This window comes from Pseudarthrobacter linnaei, assembly GCF_055412825.1.
Window position 1 is genome coordinate 298,910 of the sequence record NZ_JBVAYX010000002.1, and the last position, 22,484, is coordinate 321,393.

Consider the following 22,484-nt stretch of genomic DNA (forward strand, 5'->3'; position numbering starts at 1 on the left):
GTAGCGGCCCGGCTGCAGATACCAAAAATGCTCCAGGAGTCCGCCCACGTGCTGGCCCCGGAGGCCTCCGACAACGACGTGGTGACCCCTACCGGCGCGACCAGGAACTGTACCCCCAGACGGAGGACGAACTCGCCCCGGCCATCCTGACCATCCTGCGGTTTCGCCCGCCAGCACGGCTGAACTAGCAACCTCCGCGCCACCGGCATCATTTGAGGGATGGCGGTGGTAATGTCCGGCCATGGGAACGTCGCCGGAACCAGAAGAAGCAGCCGCAGGCTCAACCGCGGCCCCGGGCGGAACGAACCGCCGCCGCACCATTGCCATCGCCGTCATCGCCGGACTGGTGGTTCTTGCCGTCGCCGCCGCCGCGTTCCTGCTGAATCGGCCGCGCACCGAGACCGCCGCCCCGGTGCAGACCTCCGCGCCGTCACCGGAGACCACACCGGCCCCCACCCCGGACCCATCGCCGACCCCGACCCCGGATCCGCCGCCGACCGCGCTCAACATCCTGCTGGTGGGCAGCGACAGCAGGGTGAATGCCCGGGCCGTCGCAGCATCGGGTGCCACCTCGGACCAGCGCGGGGACGCCCTGGTCCTCCTCCATCTCCCGGCCGACCGGCAGAGCATCTACGGCATCTCGATCATGCGCGACGTCTGGGTGGATGTCCCCGGCTACGGCGCGGCCAAGGTCAATGCCGGGCTGGAGCTCGGCGGCCTGCCGCTCATGACGCGGACGGTGGAGGCCCTGCTCGGGCAGCCCATCAACCACACCGTGATGCTGGACTTCGAGGGCTTCGCCGCCATGACAGACGCGCTCGGCGGGGTGGACGTCAATATCCCGCAAGCCTTTCAGGGGACCGTCGACGACTTCGTGTACTTCCCGGCGGGGGTGAATCGGCTCAACGGGCTGCAGGCGCTGGCCTTTGTCCGCGAGCGCCACGCCTTCTCCGACGGCGACTACCAGCGGGTCCGAAACCAGCAGACCTTCCTCAAGGCCGTGATGGCCAAGATGGCCGCCGAGGGCGGGCTGTCGGACCGGAACACGGTGAAGCAGCTGGTCTCCACCGTCCTTCCCCACGCCACTGTCTCCCCGGGACTCACGGTGGGGTCGCTGGAACAGCTCGCGTTCAGCCTCCGCAGCACGCCCCCAGGCAACGCCCGGTTCTTCACCCTCCCCACCGCTGGCCCGGGATTCAGCCGGGACGGCCAGTCCATCATCCTGCAGAATCCCGCGGCCACCGCCGCCGTGTCCGCCGCGCTGGCCTCCGGGACCCTGGCCGAGTACATCGCCGCGAACGGGCTGCAGAACGGCAACTGAGGCACCGTTTGCGGGGCGGCGGCGGGACGGGCCCGGCTGGTGGCGGACTCCCGATGCCCGGGCGGTAGATTAGGGAAATGACCCAGACTCCCGTGCAGCCCTCCCCGCAGCCCCCCGTTGCCAAGAAGATCCCCGCCCTCCGCACGCACCACGGTGATGCCTTCGAGGACAACTACGAGTGGCTGCGGGACAAGGAATCCGCGGAGGTCGTGGAGCTGCTCAAGGCCGAGAACGCCTACCAGGAGGCCGTGACCGCCCACCAGGAGCCGCTGCGCGGGGCAATCTTCGGCGAGATCAAGGGCCGCACCCAGGAGACGGACCTCTCCGTGCCCAACCGCAAGGATGGCTGGTGGTACTACACCCGCTCGGTGGAGGGCAAGGAATACGGCATCCAATGCCGCGTCCGCGCCCAGGACACCGGGGACCGCGTCGCCGACTGGACGCCGCCCGCCGTCGAGGTCGGCGTCGAGGTTCCGGGCGAGGAAATCCTGCTGGACTGCAACGTCGAGGCCGAGGGCAAGCCGTTCTTCGCCATCGGCGGCGCCGCCGTGACCATCGACGGGAACCTTTACGCCTACGCCGTGGACAACGCCGGCGACGAGCGGTTCACGCTGCGGATTAAGGACCTGAGGACCGGGGAACTCCTGCCCGACGTGATCGAGAACGTCTTCTACGGCATCTCCTTCTCCCCCGACGGCACCCGGCTCTTCTACACCGTGGTGGACGACGCCTGGCGGCCCTACCAGGTGAAGTCCCACGTGCTCGGCACGCCCGTCGCCGGGGACGAGGTCATCTACCAGGAGGACGACGTCGCCATGTGGCTGGGCTTCGAGCTCTCCGCCGACCGGCGCCACCTCGTGCTGGGCATCGGCTGCTCCGAGTTCAGCGAAACCCGGCTGCTGCGCTTCGACGCGCTCGACGCCGGGCTCCGCACCGTGATCTCCCGGGACGAACGCATCCTCTACGAGGCTGAGCCCTTCCTGCTCACCGACGCCTCTGGGACACCGGCCGAGGCCATCGTCCTGACGCACAATAAGGACGCCATCAACTCCATGGTCTCCCTGGTGGACCCGGCCGAACTCGTCAAGCCGCTCGCCGAGCAGCACTGGACCACCGTCGTCGAACACTCCGACCAGGTGCGCGTCAACGGCGCCGGCGTCACCTCCACCCACCTGGTGGTCTCGGTCCGCAAGGACACGATCGAGCGCGTGCAGGTCCTGCCGCTGGCCGGGCTGGGCACGGCGGAGCAGGGCGCCCCGGTGGAGCCGGCCTTCGAGGAGGAGCTCTACACCGCCGGGGTGGCAGGGTCTGACTACGAGGCCCCGGTGATCCGGATGGGCTACACCTCCTACTTCACCCCGTCCCGGGTCTACGACTTTGTGCTGCCCACCGCGGAACTGCCCGCCGGTGAGCTGTTGCTGCGCAAGGAAAGCCCGGTGCTCGGCGGCTACTCCGCCACGGACTACGTCGCCACCCGCGAGTGGGCCGAGGCCTCCGACGGGACCCGCATCCCGCTGTCCGTGCTGCGGCACGCCTCGGTTGTCCGCGATTCGACGGCGGCCGGCCTGGTCTACGGCTACGGCTCCTACGAGCTGAGCATGGATCCCGGCTTCGGCATCCCGCGGCTCTCCCTGCTGGACCGCGGCATCGTGTTTGTGATCGCCCACATCCGCGGCGGCGGGGAACTGGGCCGGCACTGGTACGACACCGGCAAAAAGCTGCAGAAGAAGAACACCTTCACGGACTTCATCGCGGCCACCGACTGGCTGGCGCAGTCCGGCTGGGTGGACCCGGCCCGGATCGCGGCCATGGGCGGCTCGGCCGGCGGCCTGCTGATGGGCGCCGTCGCGAACCAGGCACCCGAGAAGTACGCGGCGATCGTGGCCGCCGTCCCGTTCGTGGACGCCCTGACCACCATCCTGGATCCCGAACTGCCGCTTTCGGCGCTGGAGTGGGAGGAATGGGGCAACCCGATCACCGACCGCGCCGTGTACGAGTACATGAAGTCCTACACGCCGTACGAAAACGTCCGCGCGGTGGCGTACCCCAAGATCGCGGCGGTCACCTCGTTCAATGACACCCGGGTGCTCTACGTGGAGCCCGCCAAGTGGGTGCAGCGGCTGCGCGAACTCAACACCGGCAGCGAGCCGATCGTGATGAAGATCGAGATGGAGGGCGGCCACGGCGGCGCCTCGGGCCGCTACGTGCAGTGGAAGGAACGGGCCTGGGACTACGCCTTCGTCGCCGACTCCCTGGGCGCGACGGAGCTGCTGCCGGGGGCCGGACTTAAGTAGCGTCCCGCCCTCTTTGCCGTCGATTGCTCCGTAAGGGCCCTTTTGAGCCCCCATAAGGGCCCTTACGGAGCAGCCGATGGTCCGGCGGGCTCGTCCCCGCCGGGCGTTCGCCCCACCAGTGATCCTGCCCCTCCAGCCACAGGTATTGCGGGATCGTAAGCATGCTGAAAAACTCATTGTTACCGCCGCTGACTCGCGACGGTCCCACCGAAAGGAAGTACAGCCATGGGCATTCTCGGATTTCTTCTGCTGGGGCTGATCGCAGGGGCGATCGCTAAAGCCATCCTTCCCGGCCGCCAGGGCGGCGGATGGGTAATCACCCTGGTTCTGGGCGTCGTGGGAGCAATCCTGGGCGGCTGGATTGGTTCGTTGATCTTCGGCGGAGGTCTCGCTGACTTCTTTGATCTGCGGACCTGGCTCCTCGCCATCCTCGGCGCCGTCATCGTGCTGCTGGTCTACGGAGCCGTCGCGGGACGCCGCAGCAGGGTGTGAGGCTGGCGGCTGCCGCGCTTGTCCTGCCGGTGAGCTCGTATTGAGCAACGTACCGCGGTCGGGGCCGACCTGTCACAGCACGATCCGGACCGTTGGCTTTTTCGGCTACCCGCGCATCCAGTGAGCGGCAGCACCCGGAGGGGCCGCAGTGCGCTCAACCGGAAGATTCCCTGCAGATAACGGCGCGGCGCAGCGAGCCAAGCCGTTATCTGCAGGGCTACGGCTGCGAACTGCGCTGCGGGCAAATTTCGAAGTCCCCCCGTAGCACGACTACGGGGGCGGACGTATGCAGGGGACGGATTATCGATCCCAGCCCGATGTCCGGCATCTTCTTGCCACCGGAAGTTTGACTCTGTTCAGCGATACTAGGCGAGGCTGCGGTGGCGGAGTTCTGCCCAGGCTGCATTCCGGAAGTGAAAACGGGCCGACCGACATCTGATGTCCCTTATTCCCGTTCCAGTTGGCAACAGGCTGACGCATCCGGGCGGCGGCCCAGTCCGGATCCTCCGTGGCCGATCCAGGACCGATGCGCCGATCCTGCACCCGGGCGTCAGGTCGGTAAGGCATCACCGAATTCGCCGCCACCCGGTACCTCTGCATCGCCGGCCACTCCGCTGACCGACCGCAACGGACGACGGCGGAATTTTCGGGAGTCGTCTACCGAATAAATGCTCATCATGCTTACTATTGACTCGCATCAGGCACGTCGGTCTGGAAACTGCTCACTGGGGGCAGCAGAAACCGCGCCGGAACTGTAGTCTTCGTGAGCACCCAACAGGACATGACCCCGCTGAGTGACGATGAGCTGATGGCGGAGGCGGGCACCGCGCTTCCGGACAAGGAAGTGGCCTCCATCCTGGACCTCAATGCTGACCTGGACCTCGGCCTCAACGCTGCTGCCCCGATCGACCTCGCCGTCGCGGCCAACGCCAACGTGGCCGCCCCGATCGACGCCGCAGCCTCGGCGAACATCCTCTCCTACGGCTCGGACGCCCAAGCGCTCTCCGACCAGGGCGTCATCATCAACCAGGGCATTGCGGCCGACACCACCGCCGAGTCCACTCAGGACAGCACGATCGAGCAGGAAGCCGGCAGCACCGACGGCACGATGTGTCCTCGCATGCCCTGGCCCCAGACGGCCAGCTGAACATGTCCCTGCAGGTCAACTCCCGCGGCTTTCAACCGTCCCTAACCGTAGAGGACCTCGTCGCCGAAGGCGTTTCCTGGGGCCTCGCCGAACGGCATGCCAGGGCGGCGGTCGCCGGCACGCTAGAAGAATTGGCCGCCGCCCTCAAAAGCACGGATGCAACCGCCGTCGGGGAGAAGATGGCCCGGTACATTGGCCACGGCACCCGCAACCTGCTGGACGGCAAGGCCGCCGGCGTCGGCGGCGCCCACCCGTCACGGGTCGCTCTGGGTCCCGTCCCGGACGCACCTCGCGGCTGAGCCCCCGGGAAAGCCGCCAGAGTCCGGACAGACGGCCACTTTCCGGCTCTTGTCCCGCCGTCGTCGGCTCCAGCACTACCTGCCCGGCGACACTGGGGCTGCAGAGACCTTCGACGCCGTGTTCCGGCCATAGTCCGCTACGGATCCGGGCTGGCGACGCGGACCGTGCCCAGCGCGACGATATACCCGTAGCGCAGAGCCGTCCGCGCAGCACGGCACATTTTGCGCAGCGGAAACGGAAGTTAGGGACGTTCTTTCGCCCCAGGCTTGGCGGGGATTTCGGTCCGAAAGCCGATTAGCTTGTGGGTGCCGTCGCAGAAGGGTTTGATCGCGGAGGCGCCGCAGCGGCACAGGGCCACGGTTTTGCGCTGCCGGGGCACCTGCTCTCCGGACGGCGTGACGATCTCGAAGTCGCCGCGCACCAGGATCGGTCCGTCGGGGCACACGACGATGGAGTTCTCGCTGGCGGATTCATTCAGGTTCATCGGTGCTCACTGTCTGGCGTTTGAAGGGCCGGGATGGGGTCAAACCGCGGCGGGCACGGACGCCCGAAGCGAGGACTCGCCCTTCTCCCAAGCCCCCATGATGTGCAAGGTGAGGCGGGCATCGATGGCCATCACCGCCGTCGCGCCGAACAGGACGTCCGAGAAGAGGCCAGGTTCCGACTCCACCAGCCCGCCGGCGAGATCCCTGCCGGCGATTTGCTCATGGACGGCATCCGCCTCGACGTGCTCGTCGAAGTACCCGGTCACGTCGGCCCCGAATCCGAGGCGCCGGAATCCGTTGCCGTACAGCTGGTTCGGCCGTGACGACGTCATCTCGTAAATCGCCAGGTGACCGGCGACGGCTCCGCGGAGTCGGCGGTTCAGCCCGAAGAGGGACATCATGTTGACCGAGGCGATCGAGACGGGCGGTACGGCGTCCGCGTAGGCGCCGTAGCGGTCATCCAGCCCCAGCCCGCGCATGGTCCGGGCGAAGAGAGTGCTGTGCATGCGGTCCGGGCGGCCACCGCCGTATTCGTCGGCCTGGATCTCCACCAGCGCAGCCTTGGCCCGGCCGTGCAGGCGCGGGATCGCCCACGTGTGCGGGTCGGCTTCCTTGAGCTGGTAGATCGACTTGTGGATCAGGAATTCACGGAGCTGCTCAAGGGTCGCCTTCTTGGCCACATGGCGGGACATCCCCGGTCCGCCGTCCTGGGCCGCGATCGCGAAAAGGATGTCCGCCACTGCGTCGCTGTCCAGGCCCGCGGCAGAAACGGGCTGGTCAGGGCCGGCGGACAGGAGGGCCGCTTCGCGCAGCGCGTGCTCGAAAGGCCCCTCAATCAGCTGCCGGATTGCGATCAGGCCGGGGTTCCACTCCCAGCGGTCACCCACCCCGTCGAGGCCTCCGTAATGCAGCTCGTACAGGCAGAAGAGCGTCAGCTGCACATCGCCGTCGTCGACGATGTCATCGGTGAGGGACAACTGTGCCTCGACGAGATCATGCAGGGCGCCGATCGCCGCGGCGTCGCCTCCCGGGCTGCCGGCGAGAAGCCGGAAAAGCCCGGCGCTGATGGGTCCGCGCGCGGCAGGGATTGTCATGTTTTGAGAAGTTGCCATGGCTGAGTCGCTTCCTTGCAGTGCATTTGTGCCGCCGCGGGGCTACAGCAGCTAGGCCTCAATGCCGTGCACGCGGCGTTGACGCAGGATCCCGGGTTGCCTGAGACACCGCAGACCGGGGAAAGGCGTTGCTGGGCTGGTTGTCCGGGTGCCGCGGAAGCCCGCCCAAGCGACTTGCCTACAACGTAGACTTTAGGCGCAGATTAAATGATAAGCAAACTGTCTATTGTGCCGATGCCCGTCGCCTCAGGCCTGGTTCTGACGGCGGGCCTTCGTCGACGTGAGGGTGACAATCCGGGGTCACGCGCAGTCGCCTCGGCTACGCCAGGCGCGGCCGCGCCTCGTCCAGGGTCGCCGACCGTAAGGTGGGGGCCATGGCAAGGTCACAGATTACGGTACGCAGCGGCAAGGGCTCACGCAGCCGCCGGTTCAAAAAGCTTCCAGTTCCCGTCTTAAGCCTCCGCTGGGCGCTGGGGCGCAGGCTGATCTTCGCCGTCCCCGTCGGCTTGTTTTTCGGCGGGAAGCTAATGGATGCCTTCAATGCGGATGAGTCCGACTCGGGGACCATGGCCGCAGTGGCCGCCGGCATGGGACTGTCCTTCGTCCTTTTCCTCGGCATCATCTGGCTCCTTGGTCGCAGTCGTCGGGCCGCATTCGCGGCATCGGGAGGCGACCCGGCCGCCGCTGGCGTGCTGCTGTTCGGCGCCATGGCCCCTCGCACTGTGAACAAGCGATCCGGCGGATCCCACGGCGATGGAGGCGGCTTCGCTTCTGGCGGGGACGGCGGGTGCGGCGACGGAGGCGGCGGCGACGGAGGCGGCGGCGACGGAGGCGGCGGCTGCGACTAAGTCCGCTAGGCTCCGGGTAGGCCCTCCACCTGGACCGACCTGATCTCACGTCACGCGCTAGCAGCCAGCTATTCGCTGATCTTTGGCGCCGTGAACCTGATCCGTCGGACTAAGGGCGGCAGGCTCCATCGCATCGTGGGCAGAATCTGGGCCGCCGCGATGTTTGCCGTCATACTGATGTCTTTTGGTATCCGGACCATTGACGGAGGGTTCATCTGGCTGCACGGACTATCGGTGCTGACATTCTGCACGCTCACCGCAGGGCTGTTCGCCGCATACAAAAGGAATATCCGGGCACACCGCAGTTTCATGACCGGGAGCTACTTCGGACTCATCGGCGCGTTCGTGGGGGTCCTTGCCAGACGAACCCGGATCAAGCACTGCGCATCCGTCGTAGCTCTTAGTCGATTGCTCCGCGCCGATCCGCCACCACCTCGGGGCTTCCCTTCAAAGCGTTGTGGCGTCCCCCGGGGCCCCGGGAGTCCGTTACCCAGTCAAGAAGGACACCCGACGAGAAAAGTCTTTTCCAGGCAACCGAGTTCGGGCTCTCCCATCCGGAGCGTCACGCTGTTCGCCATGGTTCCGTCTGCCAATCGCCGCCGAGGGCCTGGTGACTCTGATCTGAACTTTGATACCTCATATCTGGCGCGGTTCCGTCCTGCGGCCCCGCTGCCAGTTGCTGCCAGTCGCTGCCAGTCGCTGCCGATGCGCTTGGGCTGAGGTCCCGGAGCATGACTAGCTCACGCCGACCACCCGGTAACAGATCGCCGGGTTCGTTGGACACGGTAAAGCCGTTCCTTTCATAGGTGCGTCGCGCTGCGAAATTGTCCGGCATCACGGACAGAATGAGCGTCGCTGCACCAGTGTCTGCCGCCCAACGCGCGATCGCTGTGATGAGCACAGTGGCGACGCCACGACCGCGAACGGCAGGGTCGACCCACATCGAAATCAGCTCGGCGCGGCTGCCTCGACCCCCACCCGGGGTGCCAGTGGCTATGCCGACGGGAGCGGTCCCGTTGGCATCGTAGGCCAGCAGATCGATCGCTCCCGGGATAGACAGACGCTCACGCCAGCGATCCTCCGGCGCGTCTGCCCAATCCCGAAAACGTGAGCCGAAGGCACCCGGCGAGTCAGTCAACGCCGCGAGCCTCACCGACCGCCAAACACTCCAGTCGTCGGCGGACATGGTGCGCAGCTCGATAGTCATGCCGCCACCCTACCGACTTGCGCGACGTACCCCTGGAAACTTCAGCGCCGGATACACAACAGCGGCGTCCCCGCGGCTTCACCAGACGAGACAGCATCATGGACCCTGTAAAGATCCTCGTTGAAAGTGGTCCCACCATACTTATCGAAAAGCCTTTGGCGAACTGGCTGCGCTTCTGCTGCTCAAATGACCGCGTCGGAGCCTGGGACATGGCCGTGGACCGTCTGGCGAACTTCTCAAACATTCACTAGTTCGAGCAGGTGCCGCTGGAGGGCCTGCCAGTGCCCTTTAGCCGGTCACCCCAAACCAAGTGTCCAGAGCCGGCTGCACAACCCCCATACGTCCGCGGATGCCCTTGCAGACGACTTCGAAATGACAGGCGCTTCTCATTCAGGCTGGAGAGGACAGAACCTCTCAGCGCTGATCTTCGAGCTCCTGGACAGTTCGGGACAACAGGCAGAACTCGTTGCCCTCGGGATCGCCCAGGACCACCCAGCTGACGTCCGGGCCCTGGCCCACGTCCATGCGCCGCGCGCCGAGGGCGAGGAGGCGCTCGAGCTCCTCGGCGGTGGACACGCCGTCAGCCCGCAGGTCGAAATGCAGCCGGTTCTTGACAGTTTTGCCCTCGGGCACCGCGATCACATCGATGGAAGGCCAGCTGTTTTCCCGCGGCGCGATGCTTATGATGTCGCTGTCTTCTTCGACAATTTTCCAGCCGAGGACGGCGCACCAGAAGTCGGCCACCACCCGTGGCCGGATCGCGTCGATGGCAATAACAGCTAATTTGCTAGACATGGCAACACGATAACCCAGGTTCCGGAATGGCGACGCGCAGACGGCTCAGGCGCCACAGGGATCCCCCTACCGCTGGACCGGCCGCGCGTCATGGGACGTTTGCCGCAACGGAAGTGGCCGCGGTGAGGACCGAGCCGGGGTTTTCGTGGGCTGGTTTCGCCCCAGGTTCCGGACCGAGCCGCGCTCCAGCCCAGTTACTCAGTGCCGCACCCTGCCTCCCGCCCCACAGAACTGCGGGATTCCGTGGCTGCGTGGCGGTGCGGCAGGCAGTAACTGGGCGGGAGCGCCGCCGTTCGACCGCCCGGCGGCCGGATTGGTGCTTAGCCCGCGTGGTCCTGGAGTTCGGCGCGTTTGCCGGCCTGCAGGAGGGGTGCGAAGAACGCGCCGACTTCCGCCGTCGCCGTCAGGGGCAGGACGTTGGCCACGTACTGGTCCGGGCGCACCACCACCACAACGCCGCCGCGGTCGAGGCCGCGCAGCCCGAAGATGTCCGCCGAGGGATCGGTGGCGTAGACCTTCTCGTAGTCCGTGAGCTGGAACGGACCCACGGAGGGCTTGAACACGGCCGGCACGGCGCCGATGTCGATGCTCGTGTGGTCCTGCTGGTAGATCACCTTTACATCGAACCACGCGTCGCGGTCGGCCCCCTCGGGGGTTGCGGCGAGCGGGGAGTCCGGCGCGTTCGCGATCCAGTCGGCGAAGTCGGCGACCGGCGATCCCGCACCCGGCTGCCCCGTGACGGGCGTGACGGGCGTCGCGGCGTCGGCGAAGACATAGATTCGCCACCGCCCGTCCGCCGTGGCGTGGTGGCCGAGGTGCATCGGGTTGGTGTCGCAGACCCGCACCACGGGGGCGGACTTGAAGCGTTTGCCGACGGGGAACCCGGTGGCCAGATCCTGGTGCGTGGCCTCGCCGATGAGCATCGAGGGGGTGTACTGGGTCATGAATCCGGCGGGGAACTCGGCGGTGCTCACGTAGAAGTCCTCCAGCTCCGAGGGGCTCTTGAACTCCTCGGGCTTCTTCGCCATCAGCGTCGACCACTCCTTGTCGAAGTCGATGAGGTTCTTCGCGATGACCTGGCGCTCGGCCGAATACGTGGACAGCAGGCTCTCCGGGCTGCGGCCCTCCAGCACGTGCCCGAGCTTCCAGCCCAGGTTCAGGCCGTCCTGCATGGACACGTTCATGCCCTGGCCGGCCTTGGCGCTGTGCGTGTGGCACGCGTCGCCGGTAATGAACACGCGCGGCGTGCGGGTGCCCTGCTGCTCCGGCAGGACGTCGTCGAACCGGTCGGTGAGGCGGTGCGCGACCTCGTACACGCTGTGCCAGGCAACATTGCGGACCTCGAGCGTGTAGGGGTGCAGGATCTCGTTCGCCTGGGCGATGATCTGCTCGATAGTGGTGCTGCGCACGGCGCCCTTGTCCTCCTTGTCGACCTCGCCGAGATCGACGTACATCCTGAAGAGGTGGCCGCCCTCGCGCGGGATCAGCAGGATGCTGCCACCGGTACCGGACTGGATGGCGCACTTGGTGCGGATGTCCGGGAAGTCGGTGACGGCGAGGACGTCCATGACGCCCCAGGCGTGGTTGGCCTGGTCGCCCGCGAGGGTGCAGCCGATCGAGTCCCGGACTTTGCTTTTGGCGCCGTCCGCGCCGACCACGTACTTCGCCCGCACGGTGCGCTCCCGGCCGGCGTCGGGTCCGGCGGTGTGCAGGAGGGTGACGGTGACAGGGTACTCCGCGCCGTCGTCGACCTCCAGGCTCCGGAACTCCAAGCCGTAGTCCGGTTCCATGCGGGTGGGCGCGTTGGCCATGAACTCCGCGAAGTAATCCAGAACGCGGGCCTGGTTGACGATGAGGTGCGGGAACTCGCTGATTCCTGTGGTGTCGTCCTTGGCGCGGGCGGCGCGGACGATTTTGGACGGGTCGGCGGGGTCCGGCTTCCAGAAGGCCATCTCGGTGATGCGGTACGCCTCGGCGATGATCCGCTCGGCGAAGCCGAAGGCCTGGAAGGTCTCGACGCTCCGGGCCTGGATGCCGTCGGCCTGGCCGATGGGCAGGCGACCGCCGCGGCGCTCCACGATTCGGGTGGTGATGCCCGGGAACTGGGACAGCTGCGCGGCGGTGACGATGCCCGCGGGGCCGGTGCCGACAATGAGCACGTCGACATCGTCGGGAAGGTTTGTGGGCCGGTCGATACCGACGCCGGCGGCGGGCTGGACTCGCGGGTCACCGGATACGTAACCGTGGTGGTGGAACTGCACGGGCTTTCCTCACTTCGTTGTGGGCACTGCGCGGGGTGGCACTTCGCCGGGAGGCGGGCCGGCACCGACGCTGCGTGTTCGATAATAGAACATGACGTTCAATAATAGAATTTCTGTCTGCCCAAAACTGTACGCAGATATGACGTGGGTTACAAGCGGCCGTCGAGTCCGCCGGAACCGAAGGGTTGACGATCCGCGGTTCCTGGGCAATAGTTTTCGTATACGATTTCGTACTCGATGAGGAGTCATTCTTGGAACAGGTCACCGACCACACCCTGGCAGCGGCCCGCAAGGTCATCGCGGTGCACATCAACTACCCCAGCCGGGCGGCCCAGCGCGGCCGCACCCCCGAGCAGCCGTCGTACTTCCTGAAGCCCTCCTCGTCGCTTGCCCTCAGCGGCTCGACCGTGGAGCGCCCGGCCGGCTGCGAGCTCCTCGGCTACGAAGGCGAAATCGCGCTGATCATCGGCAAGCCCGCCCGCCGCGTAGGCATCGAGGACGCCTGGAGCCACGTCGAGTGGGTCACGGCCAGCAACGACCTCGGCGTCTACGACCTGCGCTGGGCCGACAAGGGCTCCAACCTCCGGTCCAAGGGCGGTGACGGCTTCACCCCCGTGGGCCCGGGACTGATCGCCGCGGACGGCGTGGACCCCGCCGGCCTGCGGATCCGCACCTGGCACAACGGCGAACTGGTCCAGGACGACGCCACCGGGGACCTGTTCTTCCCCTTCGCCCGCCTGGTCGCCGACCTGTCCCAGCTGCTCACCCTCGAGGAGGGCGACATCATCCTGACCGGCACCCCCGCCGGCGCGTCGGTGGCCAAGCCGGGCGACGTCGTCGAGGTTGAGGTCAGCACTGTCGTCGGCGCTGAGACTACGACGGCGGGTGGCCCCACTACCGGCGGCCCCACTACCGGCGGCCTAACCACCGGCGGCCCCACCACCGGCGGCCCCACCACCGGCGGCCCCACAACGGGCCGGCTGGTCACCCTGGTGGCAGACGGTACGACGGCGTTCGGTGAGTTCGGAGCGCAGCCCAGGACCGATGACCTGCAGCGCGAGGAGGCCTACGGTTCCCGCACGGCGGCCGGGCTTCCAGCGGCTGAGCATGCCCCCTCGGCGGAGGCGCCGGCCGCCGCCGTCGCGCCTGTCCTGACCCCGGAGCTTAAGACCAAGCTGGAAAGCGTCTGCACGGCCACCCTGTCCTCCCAGCTGCGCAAGCGCGGGCTGAACAACGTCAGCATCGACGGCCTCACCTCCACCCGTCCGGAGAAGCGGATCGTGGGCCTGGCCCGGACCCTTCGCTATGTCCCCAACCGCGAGGACCTCTTCAAGACCCACGGCGGCGGCTTCAACGCCCAGAAGAAGGCCATCGATTCGGTCAACGAGGGCGAGATCCTGGTGATGGAGGCGCGCGGCGAAAAGGGCACGGGCACCATCGGCGACATCCTGGCCCTCCGCGCCCAGGTCCGCGGCGCCGCGGCCATCATCACCGACGGCGGTGTCCGTGACTTCTCCGCCGTGGCCGCGATGGACATCCCCACCTATTACGCCAACCCGCACCCCGCCGTGCTGGGCCGCCGGCACATCCCCTGGGACACAGATATCACGATCGCCTGCGGCGGCACCACCGTGCAGCCCGGAGACATCATTGTTGCCGACGCGGACGGCATCCTGGTGATCCCGCCGGCGCTGGCCGCGGAACTCGCGGACGATTCCATCGCCCAGGAACGCGAGGAGGCCTTCATCACCGAGATGGTGCAGCAGGGCCACAGCGTGGACGGCCTCTACCCCTTGAACGCTGACTGGCGTGCCCGGTACGTGAACTGGGAAGCCGGCAAAGCCAATGAATGACACCGTCAGCGCCGCGGGCACCCACCTCCGCACGCACACCGCCAGCAAGTCCGAGCAGGCCTACACGGCCGTCAAGGCCCGGATCGTGGACGGGAACTACTCCCCCGGCTACCGGCTGGTGCTGGCCAAGATCGCCGAGGACCTGGGCGTCAGTGTGGTGCCGGTCCGCGAAGCCATCCGCCGGCTCGAGGCCGAGGGCCTGGTGAAGTTCGAGCGGAATGTCGGAGCCACCGTCGCCGGGATCGATCCCACCGAGTACCTCTACACGATGCAGACCCTCAGCATCGTCGAGGGCGCCGCCACGGCCCTGTCAGCTCCCCTGATCGGGCCGGCCGACGTCGCCCGGGCCCGGGCCCTGAACGCCGAGATGCGCGAATGCCTGGAGCACTTCGACCCCGTGCGGTTCACCCGGCTGAATCAGGATTTCCACAGCATCCTGTTCGAACACTGCCCCAACCCGCACATCCTGGACCTGGTCCACCGGGGCTGGAACCGGCTGGCGTCGCTGCGGTCCTCCACGTTCCGCTTTGTCCCCCGCCGCGCCCACGAATCGGTGGACGAACACGAGGCCCTGCTCCGGCTCATCGAGTCGGCCGCCGACGCCGACCTGATCGAAAAAGCCGCCCGCCTGCACCGCTCCGCCACCCTGGACGCCTACCTCGCCCAAAGCAACGCGGGGTCAGTTAGCGCCCACTAAAGACCCCCGCATGGGCCGTAAGTGACCCCGCGTTGCAGTAATTAGCGCTGCACCAGTTGGAGTGATCAGCGCTGCACTATCAGTTCAGTAAGGAAAACAATGACGTTCACAGCCCCTGAGACCGCCACCCACTACGTCCCGCAGGACCTGACCACCCACATCCAGCACTACATCGACGGCGAATTCGTTGATTCCGTCAGCGGCAGGACCTTCGATGTCCTGGACCCGGTGTCCAACACCAATTACGCCACGGCCGCCGCGGGCCAGAAAGAGGACATCGACCTCGCCGTCGCCGCTGCCCGCAAGGCCTTCACCACCGGCCCGTGGCCGAAGATGAAACCGCGGGAACGCGCCCGGATCCTGAACAAGATCGCCGATGCCGTCGAGGCGCAGGAGTCGCGCCTCGCCGAGCTGGAGACTTTCGACACCGGCCTGCCGATCACCCAGGCCAAGGGCCAGGCCCTCCGGGCGGCGGAGAACTTCCGGTTCTTCGCGGACCTGATTGTGGCGCAGTTCGACGACGCCATGAAGGTCCCCGGCGCGCAGATCAACTACGTGAACCGCAAGCCGATCGGCGTCGCCGGCCTCATCACGCCGTGGAACACCCCGTTCATGCTGGAGTCCTGGAAGCTGGCGCCCGCGCTGGCCACCGGCAACACCGTGGTCCTCAAACCGGCCGAGTTCACGCCGCTCTCGGCCTCGCTCTGGGCGCAGATCTTCAAGGACGCCGGCCTGCCCGACGGGGTGTTCAACCTGGTCAACGGCCTGGGCGAGGAAGCAGGCGACGCCCTGGTCAAACACCCGGACGTGCCGCTGATCTCCTTCACCGGCGAAACGACCACCGGGCAGACGATCTTCCGCAACGCCGCGGAGAACCTCAAGGGCCTGTCCATGGAGCTCGGCGGCAAGTCACCGTGCGTCGTGTTCGCCGACGCCGACCTCGACGCCGCGATCGACTCGGCCCTGTTCGGGGTCTTCTCGCTCAACGGCGAGCGCTGCACCGCCGGGTCCCGGATCCTGGTGGAGCGCGCCGTCTACGAGGAGTTCTGCGAGAAGTACGCCGCCCGGGCGAAGAACATCGTGGTCGGTGACCCGCATGACCCGAAGACCGAGGTGGGCGCCCTGGTCCACCCGGAACACTATGCCAAGGTGGCCCGCTACGTGGAGATCGGCAAGTCCGAGGGCCGGCTGCTGGCCGGCGGCGGCCGCCCGGAGCACCTCCCGGAGGGCAACTACATCGCGCCGACCGTCTTCGCCGACGTCGCCCCGGATGCGCGGATCTTCCAGGAGGAGATCTTCGGTCCCGTCGTCGCGATCACCCCGTTCGACAGCGACGAAGAAGCCCTCGCCCTGGCGAACAACACGAAGTACGGGCTCGCCGCGTACATCTGGACCCAGAACCTCACCCGGGCGCACAACTTCTCGCAAAATGTCGAGGCCGGGATGGTCTGGCTGAACAGCCACAACGTCCGGGACCTCCGCACCCCCTTCGGCGGGGTCAAGTCCTCCGGGCTCGGCCACGAGGGCGGATACCGTTCCATCGACTTCTACACCGACCAGCAGGCCGTCCACATCACCCTCGGCACCGTGCACACCCCTAAATTCGGCGACACCCCCAAGTCCGGCGCCTAGGCGACGCAGCCGCCCAAGCCGGCCCGCCGTCGTCGTGCATCAACCACCGCCCCTCAACGAAGAGAGAACACCATGAGCAACGTCATCCCCAAGCCCTCGGTCCCCGCGCCGGACATCGTCCGCTGCGCCTACATGGAGATCGTGGTCACCGACCTCGCCAAGTCCCGCGAGTTCTACGTTGACCTCCTTGGCCTGCACGTCACCGAGGAGGACGAGAACAACATCTACCTGCGCTCCCTGGAGGAGTTCATCCACCACAACCTGGTGCTGCGCAAGGGACCGATTGCGGCGGTTGCCGCCTTCGCCTACCGGGTGAAGTCCCCTGCCGAGGTGGACGCCGCCGAGGCCTATTACAAGGAACTCGGCTGCCGCACCGAACGCCGCAAGGACGGTTTCACCAAGGGCATCGGCGACTCCGTCCGCGTGGAGGACCCGCTGGGCTTCCCCTACGAGTTCTTCTACGACGTGGAGCACGTCGAACGCCTCACCCAGCGCTACGACCTCTACTCCGCCGGCGAACTGGTCCGGCTGGACCACTTCAACCAGGTCACCCCGGACGTGCCGCGCGGCCGGAAATACCTGGAGGACCTCGGCTTCCGGGTCTCGGAGGACATCCAGGATTCCGACGGCGTCAGCTACGCGGTCTGGATGCACCGCAAGCAGACCGTGCACGACACCGCCCTGACCGGCGGCAATGGCCCGCGGATGCACCACGTCGCGTTCGCCACCCATGAGAAGCACAACATCATCCAGATCTGCGACAAGATGGGCGCGCTGCGCATTTCGGACCGGATCGAACGCGGCCCCGGCCGGCATGGCGTGTCCAACGCCTTCTACCTCTACATCCTGGATCCGGACGGCCACCGCGTGGAGATCTACACCCAGGACTACTACACCGGCGACCCGGACAACCCCACCATCACCTGGGACGTCCACGACAACCAGCGCCGCGACTGGTGGGGCAACCCCGTGGTCCCGTCCTGGTACACCGAAGCCTCCCTGGTCCTGGACCTCGACGGCAACCCGCAGCCCGTCGTCGTCCGCACCGACGCCTCCGAGCTGGCCGTGACCGTCGGCGCCGACGGGTTCTCCTACACCCGCAAGGACGCCGAAAGCGCAGCCGAGGGCTTCAAGCTCGGGACGCAGCTCTAGCCATGCTGGATGCCATGACGATTGAGGCCATCGCCGATGAGCTGCTGGAGGCCGGCCGGAGCCGGACTCCGGTCCCGCTGCTGACCGCCCGCTATCCGGGGATGACAGTCGAGGACTCCTATGCCGTCCAGCAGCTGTGGCGGCGCCGCAACGAGGACGCCGGGCGGAAGCTGGTGGGCCGCAAGATCGGCCTCACCTCCAAGGCGATGCAGGCCGCCACTGGCATCACCGAGCCGGACTACGGCGCCATCTTCGATGACATGGTGCTGGAGACGGGCTGCTCGGTGGCGTGGGACCAGTACAGCCATCCCCGAGTGGAGGTGGAGCTGGCGTTCGTGCTGAAGAAGGACCTGTCCGGTCCGGGCTGCACCATCTTCGATGTCCTGAACGCCACGGACTACGTCATTCCGGCCCTGGAAATCCTGGACTCCCGCATCGAAATGGAGGGCCGGACCATCGTGGACACCATCTCGGACAATGCCGCGATGGGGGCCATGGTGATCGGCGGGAACCCGGTCCGCCCGGATGCCGTGGACCTGCGCTGGGTCTCGGCCATCCTCTACAAGAACCAGACCGTGGAGGAAACCGGCGTCGCCGCCGGCGTCCTGGACCACCCCGCCAACGGGGTGCACTGGCTGGCCAACAAGATCGCCGCCCACGGGGACGGCATGAAGGCCGGCGACATCATCCTCGCCGGCTCCTTCACCCGGCCCCTCTGGGTGTACAAGGGCGATACCGTCCACGCCGACTACGGACCCTTGGGAGTTGTCACATGCCGCTTCGAGTAGAACCTTCTTTCCGGGGCGCACTGCGCAACCAAACCGGCGATGCCGGCCGCCCGCTGGTTGGGATGTGGGTCTGTTCCGGCAGCCCCCTGGTGGCCGAGCTCTGCGCCGGCTCCGGCCTGGACTGGCTGCTGGTGGACGCCGAACACAGCCCCAACGGACTCGAGTCCATCCTCGCCCAGCTGCAGGCGATCCACGGCTACCCGGTCCATGTTTTGGTGCGGCCGCCGGTGAACGACACCGTGGTGATCAAGCAGTACCTGGACCTGGGGGTGCAGAACCTGCTGATCCCCATGGTGAATTCGGTGGCCGAGGCGGAGGCCGCCGTGGGCGCCACCCGTTACCCTCCGCACGGCGTGCGCGGCGTCGGTTCCGCCCTGGCGCGCGCCGCACGCTGGAACCGGGTCCCGGACTACCTTGCCACGGCCTCCGAGACCATCAGCGTCACAGTCCAGATCGAGTCCACGGCCGCTGTCGACGCGGTGGACGGGATCCTCGCCGTCGACGGCGTGGACGGCATCTTCCTCGGGCCCTCCGACCTCGCGGCCTCCATGGGGCTGCTGGGCCAGCAGGAACATCCCCGGGTGCGCGCCGCCGTCGAGCACTGCCTGGCCGTTGCGAGGGCGGCCGGCAAACCCGCCGGAGTGAACGCCTTCAACCCCGCCACCGCGCACCGCTACCTGGCCTCCGGCGCCTCGTTTGTGCTGGTGGGCGCCGATGTGGCGTTGCTGGCCCGCGGCTCCGAGGCACTCGCCGCGGCGTTCATCCGGCCGGACGACGGCGACAGCGACGGCGGCGACACCCCCGCCAGCTACTGACGCGTTCCTGCACCCGCTCGACGCAAATGGCCGCTATGGGACCTCACATAGCGGCCATTTGCGTCAACTGGGTGAGCCCTCAGCGCGGTTGTCGGACGCGGGGTGCCGGGCCTTCCATTCGTGCTCGAGCATGGCGTAGAGCACTTCCGTGGCCCACTGACCCTTGTAGTGCCACTTGTCCACCTGGGTGGATTCCAGCCGCATGCCTAGGCGTTCGCACAGCGCCGCCGATGCCGTGTTCAGCGCATCGAGCTTGGCGTCGATCCGGTGGAAGTGGAGTTCCTCGAAGCCCAGACTCAGCAGGGCTTCGGCGGCTTCCGTCGCGATGCCCTTGCCGCGGGCTTCCGGGGCGAGGCTCCAGCCGATCTCGGCCTGACCGCAACCCGGCAGCCACTTCAGCACCACCTCGCCGAGCAGGCCGGGCGAATCCGCGGCCTCGATGGCCAGGCAGATCCAATCCCCCTCTTTTTCGAAGACGAAGTTGGCGTACTTGACCACGGACTCCATGGACTTGGTGTAGCTCTTCGCCTCCCCAGGGAGGAACCGGGCGGTCTCGGGCAGCGAATGGCACGCGTAATACGCGTCCAGGTCCCCGGCCACGAAGCGCCGAAGCACCAGCCGTCCGGTCCGGAGCGGCAGCGGGAGGGGCTTGGGTTCCGTCATGCCCCCAACGCTACCCATCGACTGCTCCATAAGCGCCCTTTTGAGCCCCCAAAAGGGCAGTTACGGAGCAACCGATGCGTGTGATGGCTATTCCGTTCGGGTCCGGCGGCCTGACCAACCGGGAAGGCGCCGGCACGGCCATATCCCGGATCGCTGTTCCTACGGCGCAAGCTGCATTAGTTGGGGCTTCAGGACGCCTCTGGCGACATGAATTTCAATTTGTGGAAATCCGGCCAAAATGCCAATAGAAGCATACTTACTGCTGTTAGGGTTGCGACAGATTGAGCGTCCGCTCGTCGATAAGGGCAAACCGGGTGCGAACCCGGGACGCAAAGCTACGGGACCCTCGCGGTTGGCCGGGCCGCCGAGCAGCAAGGATTCCACGATGCTTTCGATCTCCCCTGGGCACAGCCACATTCAGATCCAATCCGGTAGCGGATCCCGAGCGCGAGGCCATCGAGCAGGACCCCGGGTTGCAACGGGGGCCGCCCTGGGAACAACGGTCCTGCTGACGTGGGCAGCCGTGGGGTTGTCTCCGGCCTACGCCGCTGACGCCCCGGTGGGGCTGGGGACGGCTGCTTCCTACTCCGTCCTGGGCGGAACAACGGTCACCAACACCGGGCCGACAACGTTGGCCGGAGACCTCGGGGTGAACCCCGGAAGCGCGATCACGGGCTTTGAGCCGGGTCTCGTCGCCGGAGCCACCCACGCGGCCGACGCGCACGCCCTCCAAGCCCAGTCCGACCTGACCACCGCTTACGACGACGCAGCAGGCCGGGCCATGACCGCCAGTGTCGCCGGTGACCTGGTCGGGAAAACCCTGACCCCGGGCGTCTACAAATCCTCCGGCCCGCTCTCCGTCAGCGGCGCGCTGACCCTGAACGGACAGGGAAACCCGAACTCGGTGTTCATCTTCCAGGTCGCCTCAACCCTGACGACCGCCACGGCAAGCAGCATCGTCCTGACCAACAGCGCCCAGGCCTGCAATATCTACTGGCAGGTCGGCAGCTCCGCCACCCTGGGCACGGCGTCAACGTTCAACGGCAACATACTGGCCCTGACCTCGATCACGGCGACCACCGGCACAACGGTCCAGGGCAGGGCACTGGCCCGGAACGGGCAGGTGTCGCTGGATACAAACGTCTTCACGGCCCCGGGCTGCGCCACAGCGTCGCCCTCGGCCTCAACAACCCCCTCAGCATCAGCATCGTCGTCCCCGGCTGTGACAGCATCGCCGACCCCTTCCACAACTCCCACAGCATCGCCGTCGCCCACCGGAAACGCAGGCCCGGGTTCGGGCACAGGGACCGGCGCAGGCCCGGCTTCGGGCACCGGGACCCGAACCGGCACTGCCACCGGCACCGGCACCGGCACCAGCACGGGCACCGGCACGGGGACCAGCACGGGCACCGGCACGGGGACCAGCACGGGCACGGGGACCAGCACGGGCACCGGCACGGGCACCGGCACCGGCACGGACACAGGCACGGGCACCGGCACGGGCACCGGCGCGGGCACGGGGACGGGCACGGACTTAGGCACCGGCACGGACACAGGCACCGGCGCGGGCACCAATACTGATACAGACACAGATGCGGACACGGAAGCTGATCGTGGTGTGAATATTGACACTGCGGTGGAAGCCACGTCCGCAAACGCGGGGACGGTTCTCGGCGCAGCGGCTGCGGCGACCGGCCTGATCGGGGTCTGGATGTTGGCTGGTGGAAGGCGCCTGTTCGGACGGAACCGGTAACCCCGGGTCGGCGACAACTGTTTGGGGCACCCAAGTCGGCGGCAGGCGCATCTTCCGGTGAAGGACGAGACAGTCACCGAAGGTGCGCCCGCCCCAGCTTCCGCCCGCTGCCGGCCACGCACCGGAATAATATCCGGGTTGGCCCTGCTAGCGGCCGCGGTGGCCGCCGCGGTCGTCCTCACGGCAGGGCCGGCCTCGCCGCTTCCTGCAGCGGAACCCGGCATCGTGACGACAGCTCTTGCACCTGCCGAGTCTCCGCCGAGCGCCAAACCTTCGCAAGGATCCCCGCCGCTGCACATCACCTATCCGGTCATCGGCATGGACCAGGACGTGCTCCCCCTGACACCCCAGGACCTGGGACCGCAGGCGACAATCGTTCCCCCGCTGACCACGGACGCGTACTGGCTCACGCCCTACGGCAGCCCCGGTTCCACGGACACGACGTACCTCATCGGCCACAGCTGGGAGGGCCGCGACTCAGCCTTTAACCATCTCAGCAGCCAGGCACAGCCGGGGGATCAGCTCACCGTCACTACAGCGGCCGGACCGGCAACCTACACCGTCAAGACGGTGACCACAGAAAACAAATACACGCTCCGGGACAGTCCCATCTGGATCAGGGTCCCCGGCCGGCTGATCCTGGTCAGCTGCTACACCGCCGACCTCCAGGGAACCAACATTGTCGTCACGGCGGACTTGAAACCCGTCCCCTGACGGTACCGACGCGGGTTGCGGAGACATCTCGACGGCGGCCGGAGTGCCGACTGACTACGGCAGGTTTAAGTTCACCTCGCACCGTCCTTCGGTGAATTCGGTGTCTGGTTGCAAGCGCACAGACCGAGAGGCCCTGGACCCGGCGTCCCCTTGAT

General features: G+C 67.2%; 20 protein-coding genes, 1 pseudogene and 1 riboswitch. Of the genes and pseudogenes, 15 read left to right on the forward strand and 6 right to left on the reverse strand.

Translation table 11 applies throughout. From position 1 onward, the window contains the following. Positions 1 to 241 precede the first annotated feature (241 nt). From ACZYZ3_RS03400 to ACZYZ3_RS03420, 5 genes are all read left to right on the forward strand, one after another. Positions 242 to 1,321 (forward strand): LCP family protein, encoded by a 1,080-nt coding sequence (locus ACZYZ3_RS03400; RefSeq protein ID WP_463962429.1) that lies wholly within the window; start codon positions 242 to 244, stop codon positions 1,319 to 1,321. 77 nt (positions 1,322 to 1,398) lie between these two features. Beyond that, entirely contained in the window at positions 1,399 to 3,615 is a 2,217-nt protein-coding gene (locus ACZYZ3_RS03405; protein ID WP_463962430.1) for a S9 family peptidase, read from the forward strand. 225 nt (positions 3,616 to 3,840) lie between these two features. Next, positions 3,841 to 4,107 (forward strand): GlsB/YeaQ/YmgE family stress response membrane protein, encoded by a 267-nt coding sequence (locus tag ACZYZ3_RS03410; protein ID WP_463962431.1) that lies wholly within the window; start codon positions 3,841 to 3,843, stop codon positions 4,105 to 4,107. A 763-nt stretch (positions 4,108 to 4,870) separates the two neighbouring features. Continuing rightward, the gene (locus tag ACZYZ3_RS03415; RefSeq protein ID WP_463962432.1) at positions 4,871 to 5,254 is read left to right on the forward strand and encodes a hypothetical protein; all 384 of its coding nucleotides are present in this window, start codon (positions 4,871 to 4,873) and stop codon (positions 5,252 to 5,254) included. 2 nt (positions 5,255 to 5,256) lie between these two features. Continuing rightward, the gene (locus ACZYZ3_RS03420) at positions 5,257 to 5,553 is read left to right on the forward strand and encodes a hypothetical protein (protein ID WP_463962433.1); all 297 of its coding nucleotides are present in this window, start codon (positions 5,257 to 5,259) and stop codon (positions 5,551 to 5,553) included. A gap of 242 nt (positions 5,554 to 5,795) precedes the next feature. On the opposite strand, the gene ACZYZ3_RS03425 is transcribed toward ACZYZ3_RS03420, so the two are convergent. Both ACZYZ3_RS03425 and ACZYZ3_RS03430 read right to left on the reverse strand, forming a co-directional pair. After that, positions 5,796 to 6,038 (reverse strand): CDGSH iron-sulfur domain-containing protein, encoded by a 243-nt coding sequence (locus ACZYZ3_RS03425; RefSeq protein WP_463962434.1) that lies wholly within the window; start codon positions 6,036 to 6,038, stop codon positions 5,796 to 5,798. Between the two features lie 39 nt (positions 6,039 to 6,077). Beyond that, the gene (locus ACZYZ3_RS03430; RefSeq protein WP_463962504.1) at positions 6,078 to 7,133 is read right to left on the reverse strand and encodes an iron-containing redox enzyme family protein; all 1,056 of its coding nucleotides are present in this window, start codon (positions 7,131 to 7,133) and stop codon (positions 6,078 to 6,080) included. 392 nt (positions 7,134 to 7,525) lie between these two features. Between ACZYZ3_RS03430 and ACZYZ3_RS03435 the strand changes: the two genes are divergently transcribed. Further along, entirely contained in the window at positions 7,526 to 7,999 is a 474-nt protein-coding gene (locus ACZYZ3_RS03435) for a hypothetical protein (protein ID WP_463962435.1), read from the forward strand. 42 nt (positions 8,000 to 8,041) lie between these two features. Further along, a pseudogene (locus ACZYZ3_RS03440) lies at positions 8,042 to 8,335 on the forward strand (DUF2306 domain-containing protein); the annotation flags it as partial. 226 nt (positions 8,336 to 8,561) lie between these two features. Here the strand turns inward: ACZYZ3_RS03440 and ACZYZ3_RS03445 are convergent. The 3 genes from ACZYZ3_RS03445 to ACZYZ3_RS03455 form a co-directional block, all read right to left on the reverse strand. Then, complete coding sequence (locus tag ACZYZ3_RS03445) at positions 8,562 to 9,206, reverse strand: GNAT family N-acetyltransferase (RefSeq protein WP_463962436.1); 645 nt, start codon at positions 9,204 to 9,206, stop codon at positions 8,562 to 8,564. 414 nt (positions 9,207 to 9,620) lie between these two features. Then, positions 9,621 to 10,001, reverse strand: coding sequence for a VOC family protein (locus ACZYZ3_RS03450; RefSeq protein WP_463962437.1), 381 nt, complete (start codon positions 9,999 to 10,001; stop codon positions 9,621 to 9,623). Between the two features lie 320 nt (positions 10,002 to 10,321). Further along, complete coding sequence (locus tag ACZYZ3_RS03455; protein ID WP_463962438.1) at positions 10,322 to 12,262, reverse strand: FAD-binding monooxygenase; 1,941 nt, start codon at positions 12,260 to 12,262, stop codon at positions 10,322 to 10,324. A 251-nt stretch (positions 12,263 to 12,513) separates the two neighbouring features. On the opposite strand from ACZYZ3_RS03455, the gene ACZYZ3_RS03460 reads away from it, so the two are divergent. From ACZYZ3_RS03460 to ACZYZ3_RS03485, 6 genes are all read left to right on the forward strand, one after another. Further along, positions 12,514 to 14,115: a fumarylacetoacetate hydrolase family protein gene (locus ACZYZ3_RS03460; protein ID WP_463962439.1), complete on the forward strand. Its 1,602-nt coding sequence runs from the start codon at positions 12,514 to 12,516 to the stop codon at positions 14,113 to 14,115. Beyond that, positions 14,108 to 14,812: a GntR family transcriptional regulator gene (locus tag ACZYZ3_RS03465; protein ID WP_463962440.1), complete on the forward strand. Its 705-nt coding sequence runs from the start codon at positions 14,108 to 14,110 to the stop codon at positions 14,810 to 14,812. Before ACZYZ3_RS03460 ends, ACZYZ3_RS03465 begins: the two co-directional genes overlap by 8 nt. 99 nt (positions 14,813 to 14,911) lie before the next feature. Then, positions 14,912 to 16,444: a 5-carboxymethyl-2-hydroxymuconate semialdehyde dehydrogenase gene (hpaE, locus tag ACZYZ3_RS03470; RefSeq protein ID WP_463962441.1), complete on the forward strand. Its 1,533-nt coding sequence runs from the start codon at positions 14,912 to 14,914 to the stop codon at positions 16,442 to 16,444. A 72-nt stretch (positions 16,445 to 16,516) separates the two neighbouring features. Further along, positions 16,517 to 17,596, forward strand: coding sequence for a 3,4-dihydroxyphenylacetate 2,3-dioxygenase (gene hpaD, locus ACZYZ3_RS03475; protein WP_463962442.1), 1,080 nt, complete (start codon positions 16,517 to 16,519; stop codon positions 17,594 to 17,596). 2 nt (positions 17,597 to 17,598) lie between these two features. Continuing rightward, positions 17,599 to 18,384: a 2-oxo-hept-4-ene-1,7-dioate hydratase gene (gene hpaH / locus ACZYZ3_RS03480; RefSeq protein WP_463962443.1), complete on the forward strand. Its 786-nt coding sequence runs from the start codon at positions 17,599 to 17,601 to the stop codon at positions 18,382 to 18,384. After that, positions 18,369 to 19,199 (forward strand): HpcH/HpaI aldolase family protein, encoded by an 831-nt coding sequence (locus ACZYZ3_RS03485; protein WP_463962444.1) that lies wholly within the window; start codon positions 18,369 to 18,371, stop codon positions 19,197 to 19,199. The genes hpaH and ACZYZ3_RS03485 overlap by 16 nt, the downstream gene beginning before the upstream one ends. A 63-nt stretch (positions 19,200 to 19,262) precedes the next feature. On the opposite strand, the gene ACZYZ3_RS03490 is transcribed toward ACZYZ3_RS03485, so the two are convergent. After that, complete coding sequence (locus ACZYZ3_RS03490; RefSeq protein WP_463962445.1) at positions 19,263 to 19,862, reverse strand: GNAT family N-acetyltransferase; 600 nt, start codon at positions 19,860 to 19,862, stop codon at positions 19,263 to 19,265. Between the two features lie 294 nt (positions 19,863 to 20,156). Then, a riboswitch (cyclic di-GMP riboswitch) is annotated at positions 20,157 to 20,231 on the forward strand. Positions 20,232 to 20,385: 154 nt separating this feature from the next. Here ACZYZ3_RS03490 and ACZYZ3_RS03495 point away from each other — a divergent pair. Together ACZYZ3_RS03495 and ACZYZ3_RS03500 are read left to right on the forward strand one after the other, a co-directional pair. Beyond that, positions 20,386 to 21,615 carry an ice-binding family protein gene (locus ACZYZ3_RS03495; RefSeq protein WP_463962446.1) on the forward strand — a complete coding sequence of 410 codons (1,230 nt, stop codon included), beginning with the start codon at positions 20,386 to 20,388 and terminating at the stop codon, positions 21,613 to 21,615. A gap of 138 nt (positions 21,616 to 21,753) precedes the next feature. Continuing rightward, complete coding sequence (locus ACZYZ3_RS03500; protein WP_463962447.1) at positions 21,754 to 22,329, forward strand: class F sortase; 576 nt, start codon at positions 21,754 to 21,756, stop codon at positions 22,327 to 22,329. The last annotated feature ends 155 nt before the right edge of the window (positions 22,330 to 22,484 follow it).

Coding starts and splice junctions, on each gene's coding strand:
- ACZYZ3_RS03430 (WP_463962504.1), bottom strand. CDS start 7,133: ATGACAATCCCTGCCGCGCGCGGACCCATCAGCGCCGGGCTTTTCCGG.
- ACZYZ3_RS03445 (WP_463962436.1), bottom strand. CDS start 9,206: ATGACTATCGAGCTGCGCACCATGTCCGCCGACGACTGGAGTGTTTGG.
- ACZYZ3_RS03465 (WP_463962440.1), top strand. CDS start 14,108: ATGAATGACACCGTCAGCGCCGCGGGCACCCACCTCCGCACGCACACC.
- hpaD (WP_463962442.1), top strand. CDS start 16,517: ATGAGCAACGTCATCCCCAAGCCCTCGGTCCCCGCGCCGGACATCGTC.
- hpaH (WP_463962443.1), top strand. CDS start 17,599: ATGCTGGATGCCATGACGATTGAGGCCATCGCCGATGAGCTGCTGGAG.
- ACZYZ3_RS03405 (WP_463962430.1), top strand. CDS start 1,399: ATGACCCAGACTCCCGTGCAGCCCTCCCCGCAGCCCCCCGTTGCCAAG.
- ACZYZ3_RS03425 (WP_463962434.1), bottom strand. CDS start 6,038: ATGAACCTGAATGAATCCGCCAGCGAGAACTCCATCGTCGTGTGCCCC.
- ACZYZ3_RS03420 (WP_463962433.1), top strand. CDS start 5,257: ATGTCCCTGCAGGTCAACTCCCGCGGCTTTCAACCGTCCCTAACCGTA.
- hpaE (WP_463962441.1), top strand. CDS start 14,912: ATGACGTTCACAGCCCCTGAGACCGCCACCCACTACGTCCCGCAGGAC.
- ACZYZ3_RS03490 (WP_463962445.1), bottom strand. CDS start 19,862: ATGACGGAACCCAAGCCCCTCCCGCTGCCGCTCCGGACCGGACGGCTG.
- ACZYZ3_RS03435 (WP_463962435.1), top strand. CDS start 7,526: ATGGCAAGGTCACAGATTACGGTACGCAGCGGCAAGGGCTCACGCAGC.
- ACZYZ3_RS03410 (WP_463962431.1), top strand. CDS start 3,841: ATGGGCATTCTCGGATTTCTTCTGCTGGGGCTGATCGCAGGGGCGATC.
- ACZYZ3_RS03400 (WP_463962429.1), top strand. CDS start 242: ATGGGAACGTCGCCGGAACCAGAAGAAGCAGCCGCAGGCTCAACCGCG.
- ACZYZ3_RS03450 (WP_463962437.1), bottom strand. CDS start 10,001: ATGTCTAGCAAATTAGCTGTTATTGCCATCGACGCGATCCGGCCACGG.
- ACZYZ3_RS03485 (WP_463962444.1), top strand. CDS start 18,369: ATGCCGCTTCGAGTAGAACCTTCTTTCCGGGGCGCACTGCGCAACCAA.